Source organism: Micromonospora sp. NPDC048839, from assembly GCF_040649915.1.
Lineage (GTDB): Bacteria > Actinomycetota > Actinomycetes > Mycobacteriales > Micromonosporaceae > Micromonospora.
In genome coordinates this window covers 116,584-139,287 of sequence record NZ_JBEZGL010000018.1, presented here as the reverse complement: position 1 = coordinate 139,287, position 22,704 = coordinate 116,584, and the positions used below count along the sequence as shown (strand labels likewise).

Annotated in this window: 21 protein-coding genes; 5 read left to right on the top strand and 16 right to left on the bottom strand. The window is 70.1% G+C overall.

The genetic code is table 11. The annotated features are described in order from the left end of the window. Positions 1-44 precede the first annotated feature (44 nt). Entirely contained in the window at positions 45-1,076 is a 1,032-nt protein-coding gene (locus AB0C25_RS28240) for a HupE/UreJ family protein (protein WP_357377142.1), read from the bottom strand. A 356-nt stretch (positions 1,077-1,432) separates the two neighbouring features. Between AB0C25_RS28240 and AB0C25_RS28235 the strand changes: the two genes are divergently transcribed. Continuing rightward, the gene (locus AB0C25_RS28235; RefSeq protein ID WP_357377141.1) at positions 1,433-2,095 is read left to right on the top strand and encodes a hypothetical protein; all 663 of its coding nucleotides are present in this window, start codon (positions 1,433-1,435) and stop codon (positions 2,093-2,095) included. Between the two features lie 48 nt (positions 2,096-2,143). Here the strand turns inward: AB0C25_RS28235 and AB0C25_RS28230 are convergent, their stop codons facing one another. Beyond that, a complete protein-coding gene (locus tag AB0C25_RS28230; RefSeq protein WP_357377140.1) occupies positions 2,144-2,341 on the bottom strand; it encodes a hypothetical protein in 198 nt (65 codons plus the stop codon). Positions 2,342-2,568: 227 nt separating this feature from the next. On the opposite strand from AB0C25_RS28230, the gene AB0C25_RS28225 reads away from it, so the two are divergent. Further along, complete coding sequence (locus AB0C25_RS28225; protein WP_357377139.1) at positions 2,569-3,111, top strand: class I SAM-dependent methyltransferase; 543 nt, start codon at positions 2,569-2,571, stop codon at positions 3,109-3,111. A 161-nt stretch (positions 3,112-3,272) separates the two neighbouring features. Here the strand turns inward: AB0C25_RS28225 and AB0C25_RS28220 are convergent, their stop codons facing one another. Together AB0C25_RS28220 and AB0C25_RS28215 are read right to left on the bottom strand one after the other, a co-directional pair. Further along, entirely contained in the window at positions 3,273-4,814 is a 1,542-nt protein-coding gene (locus tag AB0C25_RS28220) for a non-reducing end alpha-L-arabinofuranosidase family hydrolase (RefSeq protein ID WP_357377138.1), read from the bottom strand. Between the two features lie 517 nt (positions 4,815-5,331). After that, positions 5,332-6,936, bottom strand: a complete 1,605-nt coding sequence (locus tag AB0C25_RS28215) for a serine/threonine-protein kinase (RefSeq protein ID WP_357377137.1) — start codon at positions 6,934-6,936, stop codon at positions 5,332-5,334. Positions 6,937-7,303: 367 nt separating this feature from the next. Here AB0C25_RS28215 and AB0C25_RS28210 point away from each other — a divergent pair, with 367 nt between their 5' ends. Together AB0C25_RS28210 and AB0C25_RS28205 are read left to right on the top strand one after the other, a co-directional pair. After that, positions 7,304-7,861: an HPP family protein gene (locus AB0C25_RS28210; RefSeq protein ID WP_357377136.1), complete on the top strand. Its 558-nt coding sequence runs from the start codon at positions 7,304-7,306 to the stop codon at positions 7,859-7,861. Between the two features lie 400 nt (positions 7,862-8,261). After that, entirely contained in the window at positions 8,262-9,329 is a 1,068-nt protein-coding gene (locus AB0C25_RS28205) for a methyltransferase domain-containing protein (RefSeq protein ID WP_357377135.1), read from the top strand. Positions 9,330-9,334: 5 nt separating this feature from the next. Here AB0C25_RS28205 and AB0C25_RS28200 read toward each other — a convergent pair whose 3' ends face one another. Further along, positions 9,335-10,546 carry a histidine decarboxylase gene (locus tag AB0C25_RS28200; RefSeq protein ID WP_357377134.1) on the bottom strand — a complete coding sequence of 404 codons (1,212 nt, stop codon included), beginning with the start codon at positions 10,544-10,546 and terminating at the stop codon, positions 9,335-9,337. A 614-nt stretch (positions 10,547-11,160) separates the two neighbouring features. Between AB0C25_RS28200 and AB0C25_RS28195 the strand changes: the two genes are divergently transcribed. Beyond that, a complete protein-coding gene (locus tag AB0C25_RS28195) occupies positions 11,161-11,784 on the top strand; it encodes a hypothetical protein (protein WP_357377133.1) in 624 nt (207 codons plus the stop codon). Positions 11,785-11,849: 65 nt separating this feature from the next. On the opposite strand, the gene AB0C25_RS28190 is transcribed toward AB0C25_RS28195, so the two are convergent. From AB0C25_RS28190 to AB0C25_RS28140, 11 genes are all read right to left on the bottom strand, one after another. Further along, positions 11,850-13,355, bottom strand: a complete 1,506-nt coding sequence (locus tag AB0C25_RS28190) for an APC family permease (protein WP_357377132.1) — start codon at positions 13,353-13,355, stop codon at positions 11,850-11,852. A 175-nt stretch (positions 13,356-13,530) separates the two neighbouring features. Then, positions 13,531-15,051 (bottom strand): amino acid adenylation domain-containing protein, encoded by a 1,521-nt coding sequence (locus AB0C25_RS28185; protein WP_357377131.1) that lies wholly within the window; start codon positions 15,049-15,051, stop codon positions 13,531-13,533. Continuing rightward, the gene (locus AB0C25_RS28180) at positions 15,048-15,917 is read right to left on the bottom strand and encodes a hypothetical protein (RefSeq protein WP_357377130.1); all 870 of its coding nucleotides are present in this window, start codon (positions 15,915-15,917) and stop codon (positions 15,048-15,050) included. The genes AB0C25_RS28185 and AB0C25_RS28180 overlap by 4 nt, the downstream gene beginning before the upstream one ends. Beyond that, positions 15,914-16,063, bottom strand: a complete 150-nt coding sequence (locus AB0C25_RS28175) for a hypothetical protein (RefSeq protein ID WP_357377129.1) — start codon at positions 16,061-16,063, stop codon at positions 15,914-15,916. Before AB0C25_RS28175 ends, AB0C25_RS28180 begins: the two co-directional genes overlap by 4 nt. Beyond that, positions 16,060-17,145, bottom strand: coding sequence for an acyl-CoA dehydrogenase (locus tag AB0C25_RS28170; RefSeq protein WP_357377128.1), 1,086 nt, complete (start codon positions 17,143-17,145; stop codon positions 16,060-16,062). The genes AB0C25_RS28175 and AB0C25_RS28170 overlap by 4 nt, the downstream gene beginning before the upstream one ends. Next, a complete protein-coding gene (locus AB0C25_RS28165) occupies positions 17,132-18,310 on the bottom strand; it encodes an acyl-CoA dehydrogenase family protein (protein WP_357377127.1) in 1,179 nt (392 codons plus the stop codon). Before AB0C25_RS28165 ends, AB0C25_RS28170 begins: the two co-directional genes overlap by 14 nt. After that, positions 18,307-18,549: a phosphopantetheine-binding protein gene (locus AB0C25_RS28160; RefSeq protein ID WP_357377126.1), complete on the bottom strand. Its 243-nt coding sequence runs from the start codon at positions 18,547-18,549 to the stop codon at positions 18,307-18,309. Before AB0C25_RS28160 ends, AB0C25_RS28165 begins: the two co-directional genes overlap by 4 nt. Next, entirely contained in the window at positions 18,546-19,820 is a 1,275-nt protein-coding gene (locus AB0C25_RS28155) for a type III PLP-dependent enzyme (RefSeq protein WP_357377125.1), read from the bottom strand. The genes AB0C25_RS28160 and AB0C25_RS28155 overlap by 4 nt, the downstream gene beginning before the upstream one ends. Beyond that, entirely contained in the window at positions 19,813-21,288 is a 1,476-nt protein-coding gene (locus AB0C25_RS28150; protein ID WP_357377124.1) for an AMP-binding protein, read from the bottom strand. Before AB0C25_RS28150 ends, AB0C25_RS28155 begins: the two co-directional genes overlap by 8 nt. Then, the gene (locus tag AB0C25_RS28145) at positions 21,285-22,391 is read right to left on the bottom strand and encodes a hypothetical protein (RefSeq protein ID WP_357377123.1); all 1,107 of its coding nucleotides are present in this window, start codon (positions 22,389-22,391) and stop codon (positions 21,285-21,287) included. The genes AB0C25_RS28150 and AB0C25_RS28145 overlap by 4 nt, the downstream gene beginning before the upstream one ends. Continuing rightward, on the bottom strand, positions 22,388-22,660 hold the full coding sequence (locus tag AB0C25_RS28140) for an acyl carrier protein (protein WP_357377122.1): 273 nt from the start codon (positions 22,658-22,660) through the stop codon (positions 22,388-22,390). The genes AB0C25_RS28145 and AB0C25_RS28140 overlap by 4 nt, the downstream gene beginning before the upstream one ends. Between the last annotated feature and the right edge of the window lie 44 nt (positions 22,661-22,704).

Here is a 22,704-nt window from a genome sequence, read left to right as displayed (position 1 = left end):
GTGATCTTGCGAAAGCCTGCACTTCGCGAACTACTTAGCCTTACTCAGGACCCGGAAACGCGCTGGACAAACCAGATCAGCCCCATGACGGACACGGCTGCGGAAACAACACCGGTCGCCCAGATGCCGGCTTTCGGCGCACGGCGGCGCAGGACGAGCAGGAGCGGGAAGACCAGCGCGATAATCGTCAACTGAACGACCTCGATGCCGACGTTGAACACCAACAGCGACCACAGCAGGGTCCACGACCACGCCTCGTCGATGCCCAACGCGCCCGCGAAGCCCAGGCCGTGCACGAGGCCGAAGCAGAAGACCACGCCGAGACGGATCCAGCCGGCCCGGTCCAGGCTGAAGTGACCGTGCCCCGCCGTCTCCAGGTCGGTCGCGTGCCTGCCGCGTCGCCAGATCCCCCACAGGTGCCAGCCGGCGACGACGGCGATCGACAACGCGATGACCGGCTCCACGACTGCCCCCGGCACCTCGACCAGGCCGAGGGCCGCGAGCATGAACGTCACCGAGTGCGCCAGGGTGAAGCTGGTGGCCGCGAGCACGATCTCCCGCAGGCGCCGCGATCCCGCGATGAGCGCCAGCAGGAACAGGATGTGGTCGATCCCGGACAGTAGATGTTCGGCGCCCAGCAGGAAGAACTCCCCGAACCGCTCGTACCACGCCTGGGCCGTCGAGAAGCTGGGGTTGGCGCTGTCCAGCGCCGCGCTGCCCGAACGGCTGTCGATCTCGTAGGTGACGATCGTCTTGGTGCCCTTGACGTAGCCCTCGTCGTCCGGGAACAGCGCGCTGCGCACCTCGTGCTGGTCGAGCCGCTCGGGGCAGGTCCAGTCGAGCAGCAGATTCGCGTACGGCACGCCCTCGCGCTCGCCGATCGTCGCGTCGCCCACCTGGGTCGGCTGACAGTCCGTGTTGCGAGCGGTCACCGCGAACCGGTCCGAGACATACCTCAGGACCGTCGACGAGTGGCTCTTCAGTGCCGCGGCCTGCGCGTCGCTGTCACCCGCGTCGAATGCGGCGGTACCCGCCTTAAAGAGTGGGTCATCGTCACCCGAATCCGCGGCGGACACGACGAGAAGGTCGTATTCGAGGTCCAGCGCCGTACGGATGTGACCCTCGTCTCCGGCCGTTATTTTCGCGTACACAGTCGACGAAAACCCGTGCGCGGACGCGGTTCCGGCGCCCAAAAATGGAAGCACCACTGCGGCAATACCGACAGCGGTGCAGATAACGGTACGGCGGACGCGCCCCAACATACGACTCCCTCGGTTGGCCAGTGCACGTTGCATGGCGTGGGTGAACACCAGCCCGCGCGCCGACGAACCGCCGGAAAACAACTACCGCGAAGGACCGCCCGCGGATAAACGGTGCGGGGAATTGAGATAGGAATACGAGGCTGCCGCCACCACCCGAAAGGACGACCACCTTGCGCCCCCCGCTTCGGGCCGTCGCCATGCTGGCCGCGACCGCCGCGCTGGTCGCCGCCTGCAACTCCGGCGACGACTGGTCCCAGCCGCATCCCGCACCCAGCGCCGTGGGGACTCTCGGCCCCGGATTCGTCGACCCCTCCACCACCCCCGCTCCGGAGGCGACGATCACGCCGCGACCCGGCTCGTGGGCCGGGGTCCACCCGCCGAAGGACTATCGGGTCGTCCTGCTCACCGCCGGCACCGACGACCCGACCAAGGCTCTCGTGACGGCCGTGCGGGAGTGGGCCGACGACGAGCACGCGGATCTCCGGACCATCACCGTCGGCAACGCCCACGATGCCGTTCCCAGCATCGCCAAGGCCATGGAGATGAAACCGGATCTCATCGTCAGCGCCGGCGGTGACCTCATCGATCCCCTCGCCCTGGTCACCCCGAACCACCTGGACGAGAAGTTCCTCGTCGTGGGCGCCGAACTCGCCGAGCCGACCCACAACGTCACGTCCGTCGACTGGGAAGGCGCGTCGTTCCGCGGCGAGGGGCTCGGCATGTCCTCGACGTACGACCCCAAGTCGTTCACCGGCGAGCGCTGCGCGGCAGCCATCCGGGCGGGTGTGGCGGCGGTCCTCAACGACCTGACCGGGATCGTGGTCTGGCTCTGACAGCGAAGGACGGGAGCTGTCCGCCCGGGGGCCGTAACGGTTCGTGGCTCAGCGCGGGGCGGGCTCACGATCCTCGAACTCGTACGTGGTGGTGAGGCCCTCGGGCAGGTCGGGGACCAGGGCGTTGGTGCCGTCGACCACCTGGACGTAGCGCTTCCCCTGAAGGATCGAGTAGCTGCCGTCGGCGACCTGCTCGATCCGGAAGCGGTGCGTCGAGGCGGCGGCATCGCAGGTCCGCCCGCGCACGCTGCCCGGCGTGGCATCGAGCTGCCTTCCCGGGCGGGCCTCGGCGCCGCAAGGCGGTGCGGGCACCTTCGCCGGTGATCGAGGACACGGTGCACTGGCTCGTCCGGCAGGGTGAAATCAGATGTGTGAGCAGAGCAGGCACCTCGGGTGACGCCGTGAAGTGCACTCTGCCCATCCGCCATCCGGCTTCCACCAGCGGGAACGGCACTCCCTTGCCGGACGAGCCGGTGCGGACGACGACGGCCCACCGGCAGCGCTGGGCAGTGGAGACGATGGCTGTCGCGCCCGACGACACGGTGCTGGAGATCGGCTGCGGTCGGGGAGCCGCCGTCTCCCTGGTCGCCAGCCGCCTAACGACCGGTCGGATCATCGCCCTCGATCGGGCTGCGACGATGGTGCGACTTGCCACCAACCGGAACGCTGCCCATATCAACGCCGGCCGAGCTGACATTCGCTGTGTCGGGTTCGAGTCGGCAGACCTTGACCCACTCGGTTTCGACAAGATCTTCGCAGTGAACGTCAGCATGTTCTGGCTGGGCGACGCGACACAGCAGATCGAGCGAGTGCGGGGCCTGCTGAAGCCCGGCGGGCGGCTCTACGTCTTCGGCGAGCGGCCCACGGCCGCGCACGCCACAGCCAACCTCACCTCGACCACGTTGCTGCTGGAAGCCCACGGTTTCGCGACAACCACGGCGAGCGCCACTCGCGGTAAGGGGCAGGTGCTCACCTGCGTGAGCGGCACACCCCGCCCCACCGAGTGGCGCGGGTGACGCAGGATTGACCGCGAACGTCGTTCATCCCAGCGCGGGAAGCAGCGGCAGTTCCAGGGAAGGGCCCGTGGCGGGAGTTGTCCGCCACGGGCCCTTCATTCACCACTTCGACTACCTGCGGTGTCCCGACCCGCCGTGGAACGACGGTCTCGGGTCACTGCTCAGCGCTGGAGGGTCAGCAGACCCGGCCGGTACGGCAGGAGGCCGTAGTCGACGCCCTCGGAGCTGGGGGAACGACCCTGGTAGAGCAGCTGCAGGTTGCACGCGTCGACGGTCATCGTCTGGTCGGCGTTGGTACGCAGCAGCTCACCGTGGCTGATGTCGTTGGTCCAGGTGGCACCACTGTTGACCTTGCCGGCGAACGGGTTGCTCTGGGACGCGGCCTGCGGCGTCCACGTACCGTTCAGGCTGGTGCTCGTGAACGAGCGGAAGTAGCGGCCCGTCGAACCGATCGCCTCGACGATCATGAGATACTTGTTCAGACCCTGCAGCTTGTAGACCTGCGGCGCCTCGAACAGATTGTTCGTCGTGTCACTCATGATCGTCGTGTAGCTGCTGCCGAAGCTGCCCGGGAAGTTCCCGATCGGCATGCTGGCCCGGTAGATCTTGCCGTTGTCGCCCGCGAAGAACAGGTACATGTTCGTGTCGTCGGCGATCAGCGCCTGGTCGATCGGCCCGGTACCGGAACCGGTGATGCTCCCGGTGAACAGCGTCTGCGGCGCCGACCAGCCGTTCGGGTTGGTCGGGTTGGTCGAGGTCCGATACGAGAACGCCGGCCCACCCCACTGGTAGGCGAGCACCCAGATGCTCTTCGGCGCGAAGTAGAACAACGACGGCGCGACGGTCCCCGAGTTCATCCCGGTCTGCGTGGCCGAGGCCATCTGCGAGTAGTTCGAGAACAGGCTGAAGTTCATCGAACCCCAGGAGCTGCCGAAGTCGTGCGTGGTCGCGTAGACCAACTGCTGGCCGTTGAAGGGGGCCACGGTGAAGTCCTTGAGCGACACCCAACCCGACTTCGGAGTCGCCAACACGCCACTCGACGACCAGCGGTACGTCGAGGGAAGGTCACACACGCCACCCGGCGGCGGGGACGACGGCGGCGGCGTGGTGGGGTTGCTCCCACCGTCGACGCGGACGAACTGCCACTGCTGGTTGGTGCCGTTCCAGTCGTCGTACTGCACGATGTTGCCACCGTCGGCGGTCGAGGCGCCCTGCACCTCCATCACCTTGTTGCTGTTGCGGTTGATCAGCCGGACGTAACCGCTGTCCGAGTCGGCCAACCGGAACTGCTGGTTGGTGCCGTTGTTGTCAGACCACTGCACGATCGGCCCGCCGTTGGCGGTCGAGCGGCCGGAGACGTCCAGCACCTTGCCGGAGAGCCGCGACTTCACCCGGTAGTAGCCACCGCCGGAGTCGACGAACTGCCACTGCTGCTGGTTGCCGTTGTTGCGCGTCCACTGGGTGATCCGGGCACCGTCGTTCGTGGCCAGGTTGTACACGTCGAGGGCCTTGTTGCTGTTGCGGTTGATCAACACGTACCACGCGCTCGTGTCGACAGTCGCCGCGGCGGCGGGTGACGACACCACCGCTACGGCAGCACCGCCAACCAGTACCGCCGCCGCGCCAGCGGCGAGAACGCGGGGCAGCCACCAACGCCGCCGCGAGGGCGGCGCGATCGATGGAGACCTATCGAGGGCAGACATGATCCTCCTTCAATGACCAAAGCCGAACGGCCTGCCCGAGGGTGGGCGCACCGCGACACGTGTCCGGGCGATGCGTCGGGGAAGTTAGCGCTAACAACACGCATGCATGCCCTGGCGCACGACCGATTCGAGGGTCGACGAAGCAGGCTTCCCCGGTAAGCCATAGATGTCGTCGTCCTTAGCCATCGACTGTGAGCGATAACATGCCGTTCGTCAAGACGTAACGTGCTGGGAACATCAGGCGGTGACGGGTCGTGCCCCAGGGCGGGATCCCCTCCCACCGGACCTGGGCAGGCATCCGCCCCAGCTCGTCGGCACGGACCGCGACCGGAGCCCTTGAGGAGCCGATGCGTTGGCGCTAACATCGACGGTTGCCCATTATTCGGGCAACGTCAACCCGCCCGCCGCAGCCGGTCGGACCGCCGCCACAGCGCACCAGGCCTAGGTTCAGCAGACGTGGGTCAGGCAACGATGGCCCCTGGGTGGGGCTCGGCGACTCGGGCGGGGTACGCCCGCCTCAGACCGCGCCTCGGTCGACCAGGCTGAAGGTGGTGTCGACCGGGGCGTCACCCATGAACTCGACGTAGATCTCGGTCCTGGTCTCGTCCCACTGCACCACGCCGTACTCCTCGTTGACGATGACGTAGGAGGTGCGCCCCTTATCGTCCTTGCCCTCAGGAGCTATCGAGAACAGGGTTGCCTTGGTCGGCCGACACTCGGCTCCCACCAACAACTTGTTGCCTTCCCCATCTCTCTTGACCCCGAGGCACGGTCGATGGGCGATCTCCGGGTTCAACGATTTGATCATGTAGTCCACACCTACCGGTTCGAGCACGAAGAGCGCGTCCTTGCCGGTCCCGCCGCCGACCGCGATCTCGCCGTCCGACGGCAACGACAGATCGCGGTCGATCTCCACCACGTGCACCAGGATTCGCCGCTGTCCGGCCAGGATGGCCTCGGTAGGGTCCGCGGCGGCCGACGGCGAAGCGGTCGGCGTAGCCGCTGGTGTGGACGCGGCGGCCGACGCCCCGCCCGCCGCCTGGCTCCCCGCCGCCGTCGAGCCGGTCGGGGCGGGTCCGGCCTGGTCGTCCAGCAGTCGCGGGCCGAACAGGAAGGCGGGCACCAGCACCGCGATCACCGCGACGACCGACCCCAGAGCGATGAGCCAACCACGCCGGCCCGAGCCCGTACGCCCGGCGGACGGCTTCGAACGCCGCCCCTGGTCGGCACCATCGTGCGCCTGTGCCGCACGCACCGTGGGCGACTCCGCCAGGCGTTGGGCCGTCTCGGCAGCACCCCGCTGATTCGCGACGGTCAACAGTTCGTCGAGCAACTCCCGGGCGGTGGGCCGGGCAGCGGGATCCTTCTCCAGCGCCCGGGCGACCAACTCCCGCAGCGCACCGCCGAGGCCGGTCAGGTCCGGCGGTTGGGTGAGGATCCGCATCGCGACGGCGGTCGGGGAGTCACCTCCGAACGGGTTGCGGCCGGTCGCGGCGTGAGCGACCAGGGCGCCCCAGGCGAAGATGTCCGCGGCCGGACCCACCGTGTGGCCGGACGACGAGTCGAACCGCTCCGGGGCCATGTACGAGACGGTCCCGACCATCTGGTTGGTCCGGGTGTGCTGGCTCGTCGCCTCGAAAGCTCGGGCGATGCCGAAGTCGATGACCTTGATCCCACCCGGTGCGACCAGGACGTTGGCCGGCTTCAGGTCCCGGTGGATCACCCCGGCGCCATGGATGGCGGTGAGCGCGGTTGCCACCCCGACCGCGATGCTGTGCAGTTGCGCGGCCCCCAGCGGCCCTCGATCCCTGATCACCTGGGCCAGGCTGGGGCCCTCGACGTACTCCACCACCAGGTACGGCGGGTTGTGGTCCGGGTCGGCGTCCAGGACCTCGGCGGTGCAGAACGGTGGAACCTGGCGGGCGCGGTTCACCTCGCTGCGGAACCGACCACGGAACTCCTCGTCATGCGAGAACTCCGGCCGGACGACCTTGACCGCCACCTGCCGACCCTGCGGAGACCGGGCCAGGAAGACAGTGCCCATGCCCCCGTCGCCGAGCCGGTCGAGCACGTCGTACCCACCGAGGCGGGCCGGGTCCCCGGGGCGCAACCCGTCGCTCACGCCGGATGCCCGCAGACCGCGATCACCGCGCGAACCGTTCCGCCTGTCACCCGTTCCCCTTAGGTCACTCGACTGCCGCCCGCAGCCTATCGTCCGCCCACCAAACCCTGTCGATGCCGTCCACGCCTCGGGTGCCCCCGCCGGCGCCTCGGGCGCGGACGCCGCGGCGGGCGCGGGCGTGGTCAGGCGACAGGTTCGGCGGTGGCCCGGGAGCTTTCCCCGTGATCCCCGGCCACCGGGCCCGGTGGACGACTTCCGATCCGCGTTGGCCGCGGAGATTTCCGGAAAGGTGCAGTCCGGTCCGGTTCGGGGTGCTGACCTTGGGTCGGGCCACCGACGGACGGAACGGTCGAGGCAAGGGAGTGTCATGGGACAGGCTCGACGGGCCGCGCATGCCTTCACCGGCGGCGCGCTGGCGTTGGTGGTCGCCGGGGTGGTCGCGCTCGTCACCCACCAGCCGTGGCTGTTCCCCAGCCTGGGCCCGGCGGTGATGCTGCACGTGGAGAAGCCCCGTTCACCGCAGTCCTCGCCCCGGAACACCTTCATCGGCCACGGCGTGGCGCTGCTGGCCGGGTACGGGTTCCTGCTGGCGTGCGGGCTGACCGACGAGCCCTCCGCGCTTCAGGAGGGCATCAGCGGACCCCGGATCGTCGCGGCGGCCGGATCGCTGGCGGTGACCCTGCTGGTGCTGGTGTTGCTGAAGGCGTCCCATCCGCCGGCCGGCGCGACCACACTCATCGTGAGCCTGGGTCTGCTGCGTACCTCGACTCAGTTGCTCGTCGCGGCCGCCGCGGTGGTGCTGGTCACCGCCGTCGACTGGTTGTACGGGCGGGTGTCGGGCCGACCCATGCCGCTGTGGGCGGCACCCGAACAGTCCACTGAAGGAGAGCGTGACGGTGGACCGGATCGCCCAACCGTGAGGTGAGCGCCCCCGTGCGGCGAAGGAGCTGACCAGCACCGCCTGGGACCCGGGCTCGGCCCAACAGCGACGGGTCTTCCTTGGCGTCGTCCCCGCGGCGACGGGAGGCCGGCCCCCGGCAGGAACTCTATGATGAGAGGCCCACCAGCACCGATGTCAGCGAGCAGGTCCGCGTTGCCGACTCTCGACTGATGTGAACAGGAAGGGTGACCGCGTCGGTGACACCCACCAGGACTCACCGCGAGGACCTCGCGGAAGTCGCGCCGGCAGTCGTCGGCCGAAGCGGTGCAGCTTCCCGCGCAGAACACGAAGCAGGCTCGTGACCTTTCGCTACATCGCTCGGACGGTTCGCGGGCTGGAGTGGATCTCGGCTGCGGAGATCGAGCGTGACATCGCCGGCGCCGCCATGATCACCATGGCGGCCAGAGAGGTGAGCTTCGAAACCGAGCGCCCCGAGCCGGCCGCCGCACGCCTCAAGACCGTCGACGACCTCTTCATCCAGGTGGGTGAGGTCGGCGGTGTCGGACATACCAAAGCGGATCTTTCGCCACTCGCGACCCAACTGGCGCGGCTGGAGTGGAGGTCCTCGATCCCGGCCGTGACCGCGCTCCGTGAACTTCCCGAAGCGCTCAGGTTCGATGTCGTCGCGAGCCTCGAAGGGCGGCGGACCTACAACCGGTTCGACGTGGAGAACGGCACCGGACGTCTGCTCCAGGACCCGCTCGGAGGCACTCACCTGCCGCGCACGGACAGCGTGCGACCCAAGGATCCCGACCTGACCGTCCGGCTGTTCCTCCGCGGGTCGACGGCTGTCGCGGCGCTCCGGCTCGGGCAACGCCCCCTACACCGGCGCGGCTACAAGGAGGAGGCGGGACCTGGGACTCTGCACCCTCCAGTGGCCGCGATGCTGGCGATGCTGGCGGACCTCGCCGCCGACCAGACGATGATCGACCCGTTCTGCGGAGACGGCACGATCGCCATCGAGGCCGCCCTGCTCGGAACGGGTGCCGACGTGTCCGCCAGCGACATCGATGCCACTCGGGTCGGTAACGCACGCCGGAACGCCGAACGCGCAGGAGTGCGGGTCCGGTTCTCGGTCACTGACGCGGGGAAAGCCGCCTGGGCACCGGGATCCGTCGACGCGGTGGTGACAAATCCGCCCTGGAACGTTGCGGTTTCCGGCAGCGGTGAGCTGCGCCGGTCTCTCGACCCCTTCTGGGCGCGGCTGTCCGACGCCTTCACCGCGCAGGGCAGGATCTGCGCGCTGGGCGACGCGGAACTCCAGATTCCGGCCAGGATCGCAAGCCTCGGCCATGTCGTCACCATGAGCACACAGATCCGTCTCGCCGGGAGGATCTCCGAGGTTGTCCTGGCCCACCCTGCCGCTGCGGAGCCATTCCACCTGCCCGCCAACCTGGCGCGGTGGCGTGCGCGTGCCCGGCGTGCCGGCATCGTCACCGAAGCCGGCTGGTAGAGCGATCAGGGCCGCTCGGCGCTGAGGGGAAGCTGCGCGACCGGCACGAGCCGCCGGACGCCGCGGCTGGGGCTGGGCTGGTCGGTGCCCTTGACGGTGGCGATGTCGGCGACAAGTGCCTCGATCTGCTGGCGGGTGACACCTGGCATGCAGATCAGGTGGCTGATGCCACCGTCGGCATTGGAGAGTCCGTGCCGGCGGGCGATTGTCAGCGGTGGGGTGGTGAAGTACACGGTGAAGGCGTGGACGTTGCGCCAGGCTGGCCAGCCGATGCTGGCCAGGAGCGAGTGGGCGTAGCGGGCTGTCTCACGGGCCTGTTCAGCGCGCTCGCGGTGCCCGTCCTCGCCGAACAGCCGCATCACGTACCACATCTGCACGGCGAGTTGGCCGGTGCGGGATCCGCCGATGGTGGTGTCGGTCGTGGCGGTGTAGGCGATTCGCCGGGCGGCTCGTTGTAGTGAGCGGCGGGTCAGGACCAGTCCGCCGGTGATCGTGGTGCCGTAGAACTTGTGGCACGAGATGGCCACCGAGTCGATGACGGCGTCGAGGTCGAGGGCCACCGGCCGCTCCGGCAGCAGGACCAGCGGGACGCCGGCGAGCGCGCCGTCCACGTGCAGGTGGTTCTTACGGATGGCCAGGTCGGAGAGGATGGAACGGATCCGGGTGGGGTCGTCGACCGCCTCCGTGACGGTCGTGCCAGCGTTGGCCACGACGATGGCCGGGCGGTCCCGGCGTCGGGCGAGCTCGCCGCGCAGATCGTCATAGTCGATCTCGCCGGTGTTGTCGGTGCGGATGACCACCTCGGGCAGGCCGAACATGCCTGCCGTCTTGTTGATCCAGTAATGAGTGGCCTGGCTGTAGTAGAGCACCGGATCCGCGCCCGCGAACCTGTCGCGTGCCAGCAGGATCGCCGCCTGGTTCGCCTCGGTGCCGTCGCCGGTCAGGTAGCCCCACCGGTCACCGGTTGGAGCGCGGAACAGGTCGGCGTGCCAGTTGAGGACCTCCCGTTCGTACGCCTTGGTGTGGGCGGTGTCCGGTGCGGTCTCCGGGTCGCCGACATTGTTGATCAACATCTGGAAGAGCGGAAGCGTTGGCCCGTAGTCGATGTCCCGTGCGGCCGGGAAACCGATCGAGCGATCCTTCGCCAAGCTGGCGAGAAGGTTCTCGATCTGGGCGGCGAGGGACAGATTGTCGGGGACGCTGGTGGGAGCGCTCATCGCGGACCCGCCGTCGTGGCACTCACGGCATCACGGACCAGCAGACCGCATCGCTGATGGCAGGGGGTGGTCACGAGCACTCCGTTGTTAGGCAACCAAAAACACAAAGTGGACCATGATTACGCCTGGTGGGCAACCAGTCCCGTGTAGAGCAAACGAAAGGACTGGTGGTGTGCGGTTGATCGCGGTGCGTGTGCGATGAGAGGCTATGGCGACGGTTTTTCGGGGAGGACTACATCGTGGTGTATGACAGGCGAGCGACCCAGCCAGGTCCTCCTGAGTGGACTCCGGAGAACTGGAGGGCGTCCGCCAGTGGCGGTTGGACGACGGCGGCGCCCTGGGACCAGCAGCCGGACAACCAGACGCCCTACCAGCAGGCGCCTGCGTCGGACAGCCGGCATGCCTGGGTGGCGCCGACGAGTGCCGTGCCGTCGCCGGCAGCTGAGCGGTACCCGCCGGCCTCGTGGCATTCGGCACCTCCCGCGCAGCCACCACCACCACCCGATCCGCCGCCGGCCGCGCGAGAGTCGCCCCCCGCCGCGCCGGTCAGTGATCCCGAGACACGACGGATCTGGGCCTCGCTGCGGTCTTCGGCGCTGAGCCGAGTCGGGTTGATGAACACCATGCACGGCCGCCACGCCTGGGCCCAGCGCCGGCGTAGTCCGTTGTGCCCGTACGGCTTCGCGTTCCTCTACGCGGTGCCGTTCCCGGGCTCCACGCCGGACCGGCCGGTCTTCGAGGTCGGGGCAGCGACACGTCTGGACAAGGCTGGCGAGGACGTGTCAAACCTGCCCAGGTTGCTGTACGACCTGACCGAGACGGCGCAGCACTACCTCGATCACGGCGGGCTGGACCCGCGTCAGCCACCACAGATGTGCAACCGCGTCGACGAGCGCGTCAACGCCGACTCGACGTTCATCGGCATCGCGGTGAGTTCGCTCGATGGTCCGCTGGGCACCTGGGAGCAGACGATGCGGCAGGTGGAGGGCGAGGATCAGATCCCGGGACGGTTCTACATCCAGCTGATGGACCCCGAGGAGACGCGGATTCTCGTCGATCGGCCCACCGACCCGTGGAGGAAGCCGTTGATTCAGTCGACGACGCCGACGTACGAGGCGTGGCGGCCGTTGCAGAGCCACCCGGGAGACGCGCCGATCTGGACTGGCATAGCCCGGTTGGCGACCCTGGTTCATCAGGGCGCTCAACGGATCGGGAAGGGCAGAGGCGGGGCAGCGTAGCCAGCTCGACAGAGCAGAGGCGGGGCCGCACACGCGGCCCCGCCTGCACTGTCCTTCGAGGACGCTCAGAGCGTGAGGTGGCCCAGGTCCTCGTCAACCTGCCGCGTCGGGTTCGTCTCACGCACACCGACGGAGGCGAGCAGGTCCGGCCGGCGACGCCGCAGGCTGACCGCCCACAGCACGCCGACGAGGACGAAGGCGCCCACCGTCCCGGGCACCAGCCACGCCCGATGCGACCCGGGTGGCGTACCCAGCGCGGCACTGATGTTGATCAGCGTGACCAGCAGGATCACCGCGATGGCGACGCCGCCCAGCGTCGGTGCGATCTTCCGCGCCCACAGCGACTCGTTGCGCCCACCGCCCCCGGCGAAGAAGCGAACGGTGGCGAGTGAGCTCACCGCCATCAACAGCATCAGACTCACCGCAGCGATGTTGGAGAGCCAGGTGAACATGGTCAGCGCCTCGGCGCCGCTCATCACGAACAGCAGGAGGACGATCAGAGCGGTGATCGACTGGGCGACCGATCCGCCCTGCGGCGCACCGGAGCCGCCCTCACGGATCGTCGCCAGACGCGCTGGCAGCAGACGGTCCTTGCCCAGCGTGAACACGTACCTCGCCACGCTGTTGTGGAAGCTGATCATCGCCGCGAGGACGCTGCTGATCAGCAACAGGTTGCCCAGCGCCACGAGCAGCACGCCGGCCGTACCCGCGCGGGAGGTGGAGAAGACCTCGAACGGCAGCGGCACCGACGGGTCGCGGGCCAGATCAGCGACCTGGTCCGCACCCACCGTGGCCACCATCGCCCACGCGCACAGGGCGTAGAGCAGGCCCAGGCCGAGGATCCCGCAGAAGATGCTGCGCGACACCGCCTGCGGTGAGCGGGCCTCGGCGCCGTACGCGGCAGGGGTTTCGGTGCCGAAGAATGCGGCGATACCCAGCGGCAGGACCGCGAGGCCGGCCACCACCCCGCCGCCGAACAGCTGCGTCGGGTTCAGCGCCTCGAACGTCAGGTGACCACCCGCCGGGTGAGCCAACCCCATCAGCACGAACACGAGCAGCAGTGCGACCTCGACGACCAGGATGGTTCCGAACATGGCGGTGCTGATGCCGGTGCGTTGCATACCGAATGTCGCGACGATGGCCCAGGCGAGGAGCGCCCACGCCCACCACGGACCGCCGATCAGTCCACTTGCTACCGATCCGAGCAGGCCGTACAGCGAGATCTGAATGGTGTTGTAGGCCAGCAGCACGACCGGCGCACCGGCGACGCCGACGGGCCGGGACAGCCCGGCAGCGAGGGCGGTGTAGAAGATCCCGCTGGGCGGCACGTACCTGGCAATGGCGATGTATCCCGGCGCCCAGAGAAGCATCACGACGGTCAGGAGCAGGAAACTGCTGGCCACGCCGGTGTTGCCGGTGGCCGCGTAGGTAGCCACGATGCCGCCGACGAGAACGGCCATTGGGGACGATGCGGTCGCGCCGAATGTGACAAGCGAACTCATCCGCAGTGTCTTGCGTGCCAGCCCTCGCTCGGCGGACACCGTCAGGGGGGTCACAGGGGACGTGACCATCACTCAACCTCCCCAGGTCTAAGGCAAATCGGTCAGGCGACGGGACTCGATGACCTTACAGGTGATTTCGCCGTCACAGCGAGCAGCGAAGCACAGATGTGATCACCCACCGGAGGCAGGAGTTGCGCCGCGTGTGTCCGCGGCGCTGGCCACCGCATGGGGCGCTGTCGGCCACCTACCGGTCACCTGATCGCAGGACATCGCCGAGCAGACTCCGGTCGATCTTGCCGTTGGCGGTGAGCGGCAGAGCCTCGAACCGCGTGAGCCGGCGGGGCACCATGAACGGGGCAAGCGTGGACCGCAGCATGGCCAGCAGTTTCTCCTCGTCGGTCACCGTTCCCTCGTAGGCGAGGTGCAGATCCACACCACCCGCCGGCACGGTGAGGGCCAGGGCGACCGCCTCCGCGACCTCCGGGTGCCGCCGGGCAACCGCCTCGATCTCGCCGAGTTCGACGCGGTATCCGGACACCTTCACCTGGTGGTCCAGCCGGCCGAGGTGGATCAGCCGGCCGTTCTCGTGGCGGACCCGGTCCCCGGTCCGATACCAGTCCGATTCGGACGGTGTGCCGTGGCGGAGGCGGTAACGGCCGGAGGCGCCGGTGACGAACCGGTCGGTGTCGTCCGCCGGATCGAGATAGCCAGGGAACCGCTGCGGACCCCGGACACACAGCTCTCCCTCGACGGCGGGGCGCAGGTCTTCGTCGAGCAGCAGCCAGTCGACCGCCGGGTAGGGCTCCCCGATGGGCACGGTGCCGTTGGTGGTGGCCGGCCAGTCGGCGGGCGATGCCGGCAGGCGGTAGCCGGTGCAGGTGACGGTGAGTTCGGTGGGGCCGTACATGTTCTCGATGACGCTGTTCGGCGCGGCCGCCTGCCAGGCGGCCGCGGCGTCGACGGACAGCGGCTCGCCGCAGAACATGCTCCATCGCAGCGTCGGCATCCGGTCCGGGCCGAGTTGCCGTAGCCGCCGCGCGATGGCGATCACCGACGGCACCGAACTCCAGTGGGTGATCTCGCGTTGCCGGACGAACCGGACCGCCGCCATCAGGTCGGCCGGTTGCGGCACCACCACTGTCGCTCCCGCGCCCCAGGTGGCGAAGAGATCGAAGATCGACGGGTCGAAGGTGAGATCGAACATCTGCGACACCCGGGCGTCGCTGGTCAGCTCCGCGCGCCCGGTCACGGCCCGCAGGAAGGCGAGCACGTTGGCAGGGGTGACCGGCACACCTTTCGGCGTCCCGGTGGACCCGGAGGTGAACATGATGTACGCCGGACTGGCCGCCTCCCCGCGGTGTGCGGGCCTACCGTCGCCCGTTGGGAGCGCGGCGAGAGCACGATCGTCGACCGGTAGCACCGGCACCGCACCGGCGCTGCCGCCGGCGTCGGCGAGGACCAGGTCCAACTCGGCCGCCGCGGCGACGGCTGCGGTCCGCGCGGGCGGATACGCCGGATTGAGCGGCACGACCGTGGCGCCCAGCCGGTACGCGGCGAGATACCCGGCGTACGCACCGGCGCTGCGTGCCGCGAGCAGCCCCAGCCGGCGCGGGGGCTGTCCGAGACGGTGCACCACCGCGGCGGCGACCCGGCCGGCGAGATCGTCGAGTTCCCCGTACCGGAGCCGGTCGGCTCCGAGATCCAGCGCGATTCGGTCCCGATGCCGGGCGGCGGACTCGGCGAACCAGTCGTACAGGGTGTTCACGCGGTTGCCCCCTCGGTGATGATCCGGTCGAACGCGGTACGGACCAAACCCGGCCGGGGCCGCCCACGGCCGGCCGACTCCACGGCGAACCGCAGAGCCCGGGGCAGTTCCTCCCACGCGGACACGGCGGCTGCGGCGACCGCCGGGTCGGTCAGCCCGGCGGCCGACCGGACCCGGTGGCGGAACACCTGGTGCCGGCTCGCCGCCCACAGGTCGTCGGCCAGAGCGGCGAGCCGTGCCCGGTCCTCGACCGCCGCAGCCAGATGCGTCACGGCCTCCGAGCCGGTGAGCCATCCCGGCTCCGCGGGAGTACGCACCGCAGCGGTACGGGTCAGCCACCGGTAGTGCGACGGCGGTGGCACCTCGACGGGCTCGCCGAGGGCGTACCGATCGCGGTTGGCGACCTCACCGGACGCCGTGGTGACCGGCGTGAGCAGCACCCGCAGCCCGCCCTCGGTGACCTGTCCGTGGTACGGCCGATGCTCGCCGTGCGGCGTCGTCGCGGCGAAGTGGTCCTCCACCTGCCAGCAGCCTGCGGTGCGGCCAGTCAGCAGCACCCAGTGCGGCGTCGCGCGCCGCCGGTATTCGGGAGACCAGGGCAGATGTTCGGTGTTCGCGACCGCCAGGACCGCCCCGTGGGTCTCCAGCTCGGCGGCGATCCCGGCCGTGGCCTCCGCCCACCGGCCCGTCCCGAGATATCCCAGGCTGCCACCGTCGATACGACCGTGATGCGACAGGGCCGTCGTCGCGGGGAGGACCGCGAGGCGTACCGCGTCGGCCAGCTCGGACCGCAGGTGCGGCCGCCCGGGTGCCAGGTAGGCGGCCAGGTTGCTGGTGTAGCAGCTCAGATCCGCCCAGTTCGTCATCGTTCCCCCTTCGCGTGGGCCACGGCCAGCGGAACCTCCGACAGCCCACGCAGGCTGATCCAGCGGTGGTCACGCCACTGTCCCGTGCGTGGGTACGGCGGCACGTCGACCGCCCACACGTCCGTGTCCACCTCGACCGCCGTCACCAGGCGAGGCCGTGCAGGAGGTCATCGACACGATCGGCGAGCAGCTCGCGGGCCACCTCGCCGACACCGCCACCGATGCCGAACACCGCCGCCTCCGTGCGCAGGCGCTGGACGCCGCCGTCGAGGAACCCGGCCGCGCCGTGCAGGCGAGCGCACTCACCGAGCACGTGGTCGACGGTGTCGGCGGTGGCGATCTTGACCCGGGCCGCGGCTGCGGGATCGTGGCGCTCGGCAACCCACGGGCTGGCGGTCACGCACACCGCGCGGAGTTCGTGGACGCGGGCCAGGCATCCGGCCACGTTCCGCCGTACGCCCGGGTCCTGCCAGAGCGAGGTGCCGCCGTCGTCGGGCCGGCGCAGGCGCTCCACGGTGTCGGCCAGCACACGCCGGCACAGGGCGACCGCCCACAGGCCACCGGCCAGCCGCTCGGTGGCGATGTGCCGGGCGAACAGGGCCATCCCCCGGCCACGGCCGCCGGTGACGGCGGTGGCGGGAAGCTGCACGCCGGTGAACGTCACGTCGCCGAGCCCGGCCCCGTCGAACAACTCGGTACGGGTCGGGGTCACGGTCACGCCGGGAGTGTCGGCCGGGACCAGCACGAAGCTGAAGCTGGTGAAGTGCCGGCCCTCCTCGTGCCGGGCCAGCACGAGGAACGCGTCGGCGGTACGCGCATTGGTGATCCACCGTTTCACGCCGGTCAGGGTGAGCCGGTCGCCGTCGATCCGGTAGCCGCTGCCCAGCGAGCTGAGCTGCGAACCGCGGCCGCTGTCGGTGGCGGCAAGGGCCAGCACCGCCCGCCCGGCGGTCACCTCGGCCGTCAGCGGATGATCCGGCAGGGCCGTACGCAGCAGCGGCAGGGCCGCCGCGACCTGCACGCAGACGCCCAGGGTTACCCCGATCGGCTGGGACGCGTCCACCGCGGCCAGCAGCCGACCGAGCCGTTCCGAATTGACGCGTCCGCCCGACTCGTACAGTGCCGCGATCAGGCCGGACGCCCCCAGAGCCGACCACACCGGGCGGTCACCGGTGAGCGCCCGGGCCACCGCGTCCCCGGACCCTGGCGTCCGCTCACCCACCGACATGGGTGACTTTTCGGTCGAGCAGCACGTGCCGTCCGTCGGCGAGGTCGAGGCGGTCGTTGTGGTAGTTGAGCGCCGCCGACCGCAGATCCCGCAGGACCCGTTCGAGGTAGGTGTCCGAGTCCTTGAAGTAGCCGTGCCGCAACCCGACCGCGTCGACGAGTTCCTCGACGGCCTGCCGGCACGACTCCGCCGCGGTCACCTTCAGGCCGTTGAGCAGCATCTGCACCGGCGCGGCCGACAGATCACCGCCGTCCTCGACGATGTGCTGGGTGTGCCGCAGCAGCGCGTGGACGGCGTCGATCCGATGCCGGGCCCGCGCCAGCCGGGTCAGGAGCAGCTCGGACCGGTGGTCGAACCGTTGCCGGCCGTCGGGGCTGCGCAGCAGGGTCGCCACCCGGGACAGCGCCCCGGCGGCGGCACCCAGCCAACAGGCGGCCCAGCCGAGGTGGGCCAGCGGCGAGAAGAGGGCCAGCGAGATCTCCCGGAACCCGTGCTCCGCGCCGATCAACTGGTGGCGAGGGACCGTGCCGGTGAGCCGTAGCGCCACACTGTGGCTGGCCCGCATGCCCATCGGCTGCCACTGGCCCGACTCGGTGATCCGCAGTTGCTCGCGCTCGGCGTAGACGAGACAGACCTGTCCGGGTGCGTCCGTGCCGGGGCTGCCCATGGTGATGAGGAAGCCGTCGGCGTGGGCGCCGCCGGTGACGATCGGCGCGAACCGCTCGATCAGCAGCCCCTCCCCGGTGTCCCGCAGCGGCGCGGTCGCGGACAGCAGGTGACCACCGGTGCCCGCGGCGGTGGTCACCGACGCCAGATAGCGCTCGCCCGCGGCGATGCGTGGCAGAAGAGTGGCCCGCAGCTCATCGCCGCCATACCTGACGACGGTGGCGACCTGCTGGCAGTGCATCGCGAAGATCAGCGCGACCGACAGGTCGGCGCGGGCCAGCGACTCCGCACAGTCGATCAACTCGGCCGGGCCGCCACCCAGCCCGCCGTACGCGGCCGGCACGACCAACGCCAGCAGCCCGGACGCGCGCAGTTCGGCAAGCGCCTCGGTGGGGAAGACCGCCTCGTCGTCGGTGCGCCGCGCATGTTCCCGGGCCACCGCCGTGACCCGTTCCACCCGCCCGGCCAGGTCGACGGCCGTGGCCGCGACCGCCGTCATGGGGCGTCACCGCGAGCGGTACGCACGGCCGCCCAGAGGCTTCCGGCAGTGGCGAACGTGCTCTCGGTCAACGCCTCGTCGGGAAGGCTGACACCGAAGTCGTCCTCGATGGCGAAGAGCAGCTCGATCGACTGCATCGAGTCCAGGCCCAGATCGTGAAGTGCGGCGTCGTCGGTGATCTGGTCAGGGGTGGCGTACTTGAGGAAACGCGACAGCAGCGCGACGAACTCCGGATTCACAGCGGCTCTCCCAGGGAGATCGGGGTACGGACCAGGTCCATCCGGGACACGTGCCAGGTGGCCGGGTCCGGGGCGGTGGAGTCGAGAACCACCTCGGCCGGCAGCGGGTGGCCCAGGAAGGCGAGCAGGCTCGCGTCCAGGCCGTAGGCGCCGACGTTGGGTACGGCCAGCAGGTCGCCGGGTTCGAGTCGGGGCAGTTCGACGCCCCGCGCCCAGACGTCCAGCGGGGTGCACAGCGGGCCGCACACAGTGGTCGGGACGGTGTCCGCCGCAGGCGCCGCCGTGTCGACCGGGACCAGGTACGGCACCAGCGGTGGGAGACGGCGCAGCCCCGACAGGCCGCCGAGGTGGTTGATGCCTGACTCGAGGACGACCAGATTGCTGCCGTGCGACGGTTTCGCGTCGAGGACCCGGGTGAGCAGGGTGCCGGCGGTACCGACGAGGTAGCGGCCCGATTCGAAGGCGACCCGCGGCCGGCCGTCCCGCCAGTCCGGTACCTCCGCATCCAGCAGGGCGGTGAGCGGTTCACGCAGCCCGGACAGGTCCAGGCGACCGCCGGCCCGGGCGAACGGCGCACCGAATCCGCCGCCGAGATCGAGCACGTCCAGGCGTACGCCCTGGGCGCGCAGCACCTCGCGCAGGTCGGCGGCGGTTCGCAGGCTGCTGGTGAACTGGGCCAGCAGATCGTCCACCGTGGTCAGGTTGGTGCCCATGTAGAGGTGCAGTCCGGTCACGGTCACGTGCGGCCGGTGCCCGAACCGTTCCGGGGCGGTCGCCACCCAGCGGGCGTCGGCACCGAACGGCGACGACACTCCGGTCATGGTCAGGCCGGGCCGGGACGCGGGCGCGTCGGCGTTGATCCGCAGCAGGCACCACACCGGCACAGCTGCCGCCTCCGCGCACCGGTTCAACTGGTCCAGGGCGTACGGCGAGTCCACCGAGAAGTGCCGCACTCCGGCGGCAAGCGTGGTGCGCAGATCGAGGTCGCGTTTGCCGGGTCCGGCGTACAGGATGGTGTCGGGGTCCCAGCCGGCCGCCAGGGCGGCGGTGAGTTCGCCCGGCGAGCAGACCTCGGCACGGCTGCCGGCGTGGTGCAGCGCCCGCAGCAGTTCCGGGTGACGGTTGGCCTTCACCGAGTAGTACGTGTCGGTCCGCTCGGGCAGCGCGATGCGCAGGGCGGCGAGGTTGTCCCGCGCGGCTGCCAGGTCGTACACGTAAGCCGGGGTTCCGGCCGTGGCCGCGACGTGCCGGGCCAGGGCGGGATCAAGCATGGCCGGCCACCAGGGTGGTCAGAGCCTTGCGGTCGATCTTGCCGTTGCTGGTCAGCGGCAGACCGTCGACGACCACGCACCGTTGCGGGATCTTGAACACCTCGAGATGGTCACGCAGCCGGTCCAGCACCGCCTCCGGGGCCAACTCCGTGACGGCGACCAGCACCGACCGCACGCCGTCGCGGGGCGGCAGGACCGCGACGGACGCGACCCGCGGTATCCGGCGAGCCGCGGCCTCCACCTCGGTGGCGCTCACCCGGTATCCGCGTTCCTTGTAGATGTCGTCGGTACGACCGTCGACGTAGACCCATCCCCCCGGGTCCACCCGACCCTGGTCGCCGGTACGCAGCTGGGTGGTGAGGCCCTCCTCCACCCGGAACCGGTCGGCGGTCAGCTCCGGACGCCGCCAGTAGCCGGACATCACATGCGGACCACGGACCACCAACTCACCGACAGCGCCGTCGGGCAGACGACGTCCCTGGCGGTCGATGGCGAACACCTCCGTCCCGGCCAGCGGCCGGCCGCTCGACCCGGGCCGCTCCCGATCGCCGTCCGGGGGCATGATGGCGACCCGCTTGCACTCGGTCAGGCCGTACATCACCTGGGTCCGCAGCTGCGGCATCCGGGACCGGAGCGTCTGCAGCAGGTCCGCGGGCATCGCCGCGCCGGTGGTGGTGAGCAGCCGCAACGTGGGCGGCTCACCGCCACGGCCCAGCAGCCGGGCCAGCATCTCGGCCGCCGACGGGACTGCCGCGAACACGGTCGCGCCGGTCGCGGTGAGCGCCGCCGACAGGCCGGGTCCGGTCGCCGTCAGACCGGCCAGGTGTATCCGAGCGCCGCTGAGCGCACCGAGGAAGAGCTGGTACAGCCCGTAGTCGAAGGAGACCGGTGACGGGCAGAACACCACGTCGCCGCGGCGATAGCCGACGGCCTCCTGAATGGCCGCGACAGCGAACAGCATCTGCTGGTGGGTGGTGACCACCGCGTTGGGCCGAGCCGTGGAACCGGAGGTGTAGACCAGACACACCGGGTCCACGGTCAGCGGCTCACCACCCGGCGGCAGGCCGTCCAGCGGTGCCCGCGCGGCCAGTCCGCTCAGGTCGCCCGCCGCGGAACCGGACTCCGCCGCAAAGGTTCTGACCTCCGGGTCGTCGCTGAGGACCAGGGCCGGCTCACAGTCCTCGAGCACATGCCGCAGCGGATCACCGCGGAGTTGTTCGTGCAGGACGACGAAGACGACACCGACGCGGGCCGCGGCGTACAGGACGGCGGGCAGGACCACCGACGGCGGTGACACGATCACCAGCCGGTCACCGCGGCGCAGGCCGGCCCGGAGCAGCCCGGCCGCGATCCGGCGACCCGACGTCACCACCTCGGCGAAGGTGGTCCGGTCCGGTCCTACGGTGACGGCCACGTCGTCGGGGGCACGCCGGGCCGCCCGGTCGAAGAGTTCGTGCAGCAGGGTCATGGGGCGCCGATTCCGGCGCGGGCGACGATCCGGCACAGGCCGTCGAGGTCCTGCAGGTTCTCCGGTACGAGATCGTCGGCGGACAGCTCCACACCGACCACCCGTTCCACCAGCTCGACGATCTCGACGATCCGCAACGAGCCGTACTCGGGAGAGGTGTCGAACCGGGCGCCCCCCAGCACCGCGGGCACGGGCAGGCCGAGGACGGACGCGGCAGCCTCGGCGACGTGCTGCCGCCACGGCTGCCCCCCGGCCGTCGGTACGGCGAAGAGCACCTGGTCCCGGTGCAGCAGGTCACCGAGTCGCCGTAGCGGAGCCTCCGGCGCGGGACGGCCGCGCTGCACCATCCGCCACGCGACGTAGGTCTGCTGAACCAGCCCCTGCCAGGCCCCGAGATGTTCCCGGAGCTCCATTTTGCGGCAGGCGGCGTGCAGCAGCCGGGACCGGGCGAGCAGCCAGGTCTGCAGGGTCAGGCGGGCGAACGCGGCTGCCGGGTCCGGGGCGTCGGCGTACGCGGCGAGGTATTCGGTCGGGTCGTCGAACTCGACTGTCGGCCGCGGTTCGGGCAGCGCCGCCGAGCCGAAGCTGATCACGTCGGCGGTGTCGCCGAGTGCCGTGATCAGGTCCTTCTCGCTCAGGTCCCAGTGCCCTGGCACCGCCGGCCCCCATCGGGTGTCGTTGCGATAGGCGTCCCAGACACGTACGCCGTCGTCGTGGGAGTGCACGAGGAAGCTGTGCCGCAGGTGCTCCTGCCCGGCGTAAGGAAGCCACGGCAGGTGGTAGGCGTCGGCGACGAGGTAGAGGGGCTCGCGGCGGGCGATCAACTCGGGCACCCGGTCCGCCGGGCAGGCGTCCCAGCGTTCGTCGACTCCGAGTCCGAGGAGCCCGGCCGAGTGCTCCACCTGATCGGCCACGACGGGTTCGACGGTCCACCAACCGTCGTCGAGTCGGGGTCGGAAGGCGAGCCGGGCGCCGAGCCGCAGATGGGTGCCGGGTCCGTGTCGCACGTCGGCCAGCAGCGCGAGGTTGACCTGCACGCAGTCGAACAGCTCGGCGGGCAGCGCATCGAGGGCCGCGCCGAACTCGGCGGCGGGGCCGCTCATCGGGCGGTCCGTTGCACGAGGTCGACCAGGTCGCCCACGGTGCGCGGCAGGGAGGCGGAGAACAGGTCGTCGGGCAGCGTGACACCGAAATCTTCTTCGATCTTGAGCAGTACGGCCAGCAGGCCCAGCGAGGTGACGTCCAGCAGCGGCCCGGCGAGCGGCTCTGCCTCGGTGATCCGACCGGTGCTGATCGTCAACTGGGACTGTGCGATGACGATCCGTTTCACGGTGTCCGCAACGGTGTCGCGGTCGGCGGTTCCGGTGGGCACTCTGTCGCTCCTTCCCGAGTGGACGGTGGTGCCGGATCGGGCCG

Bases quoted from the DNA above. Each gene is read 5' to 3' on its own strand.
- AB0C25_RS28170 (WP_357377128.1), bottom strand. From the start codon at position 17,145: ATGTCGGTGGGTGAGCGGACGCCAGGGTCCGGGGACGCGGTGGCCCGG.
- AB0C25_RS28200 (WP_357377134.1), bottom strand. From the start codon at position 10,546: ATGAGCGCTCCCACCAGCGTCCCCGACAATCTGTCCCTCGCCGCCCAG.
- AB0C25_RS28190 (WP_357377132.1), bottom strand. From the start codon at position 13,355: ATGGTCACGTCCCCTGTGACCCCCCTGACGGTGTCCGCCGAGCGAGGG.
- AB0C25_RS28210 (WP_357377136.1), top strand. From the start codon at position 7,304: ATGGGACAGGCTCGACGGGCCGCGCATGCCTTCACCGGCGGCGCGCTG.
- AB0C25_RS28220 (WP_357377138.1), bottom strand. From the start codon at position 4,814: ATGTCTGCCCTCGATAGGTCTCCATCGATCGCGCCGCCCTCGCGGCGG.
- AB0C25_RS28205 (WP_357377135.1), top strand. From the start codon at position 8,262: ATGATCACCATGGCGGCCAGAGAGGTGAGCTTCGAAACCGAGCGCCCC.
- AB0C25_RS28145 (WP_357377123.1), bottom strand. From the start codon at position 22,391: ATGAGCGGCCCCGCCGCCGAGTTCGGCGCGGCCCTCGATGCGCTGCCC.
- AB0C25_RS28165 (WP_357377127.1), bottom strand. From the start codon at position 18,310: ATGACGGCGGTCGCGGCCACGGCCGTCGACCTGGCCGGGCGGGTGGAA.
- AB0C25_RS28195 (WP_357377133.1), top strand. From the start codon at position 11,161: ATGAACACCATGCACGGCCGCCACGCCTGGGCCCAGCGCCGGCGTAGT.
- AB0C25_RS28155 (WP_357377125.1), bottom strand. From the start codon at position 19,820: ATGCTTGATCCCGCCCTGGCCCGGCACGTCGCGGCCACGGCCGGAACC.
- AB0C25_RS28150 (WP_357377124.1), bottom strand. From the start codon at position 21,288: ATGACCCTGCTGCACGAACTCTTCGACCGGGCGGCCCGGCGTGCCCCC.
- AB0C25_RS28180 (WP_357377130.1), bottom strand. From the start codon at position 15,917: ATGACGAACTGGGCGGATCTGAGCTGCTACACCAGCAACCTGGCCGCC.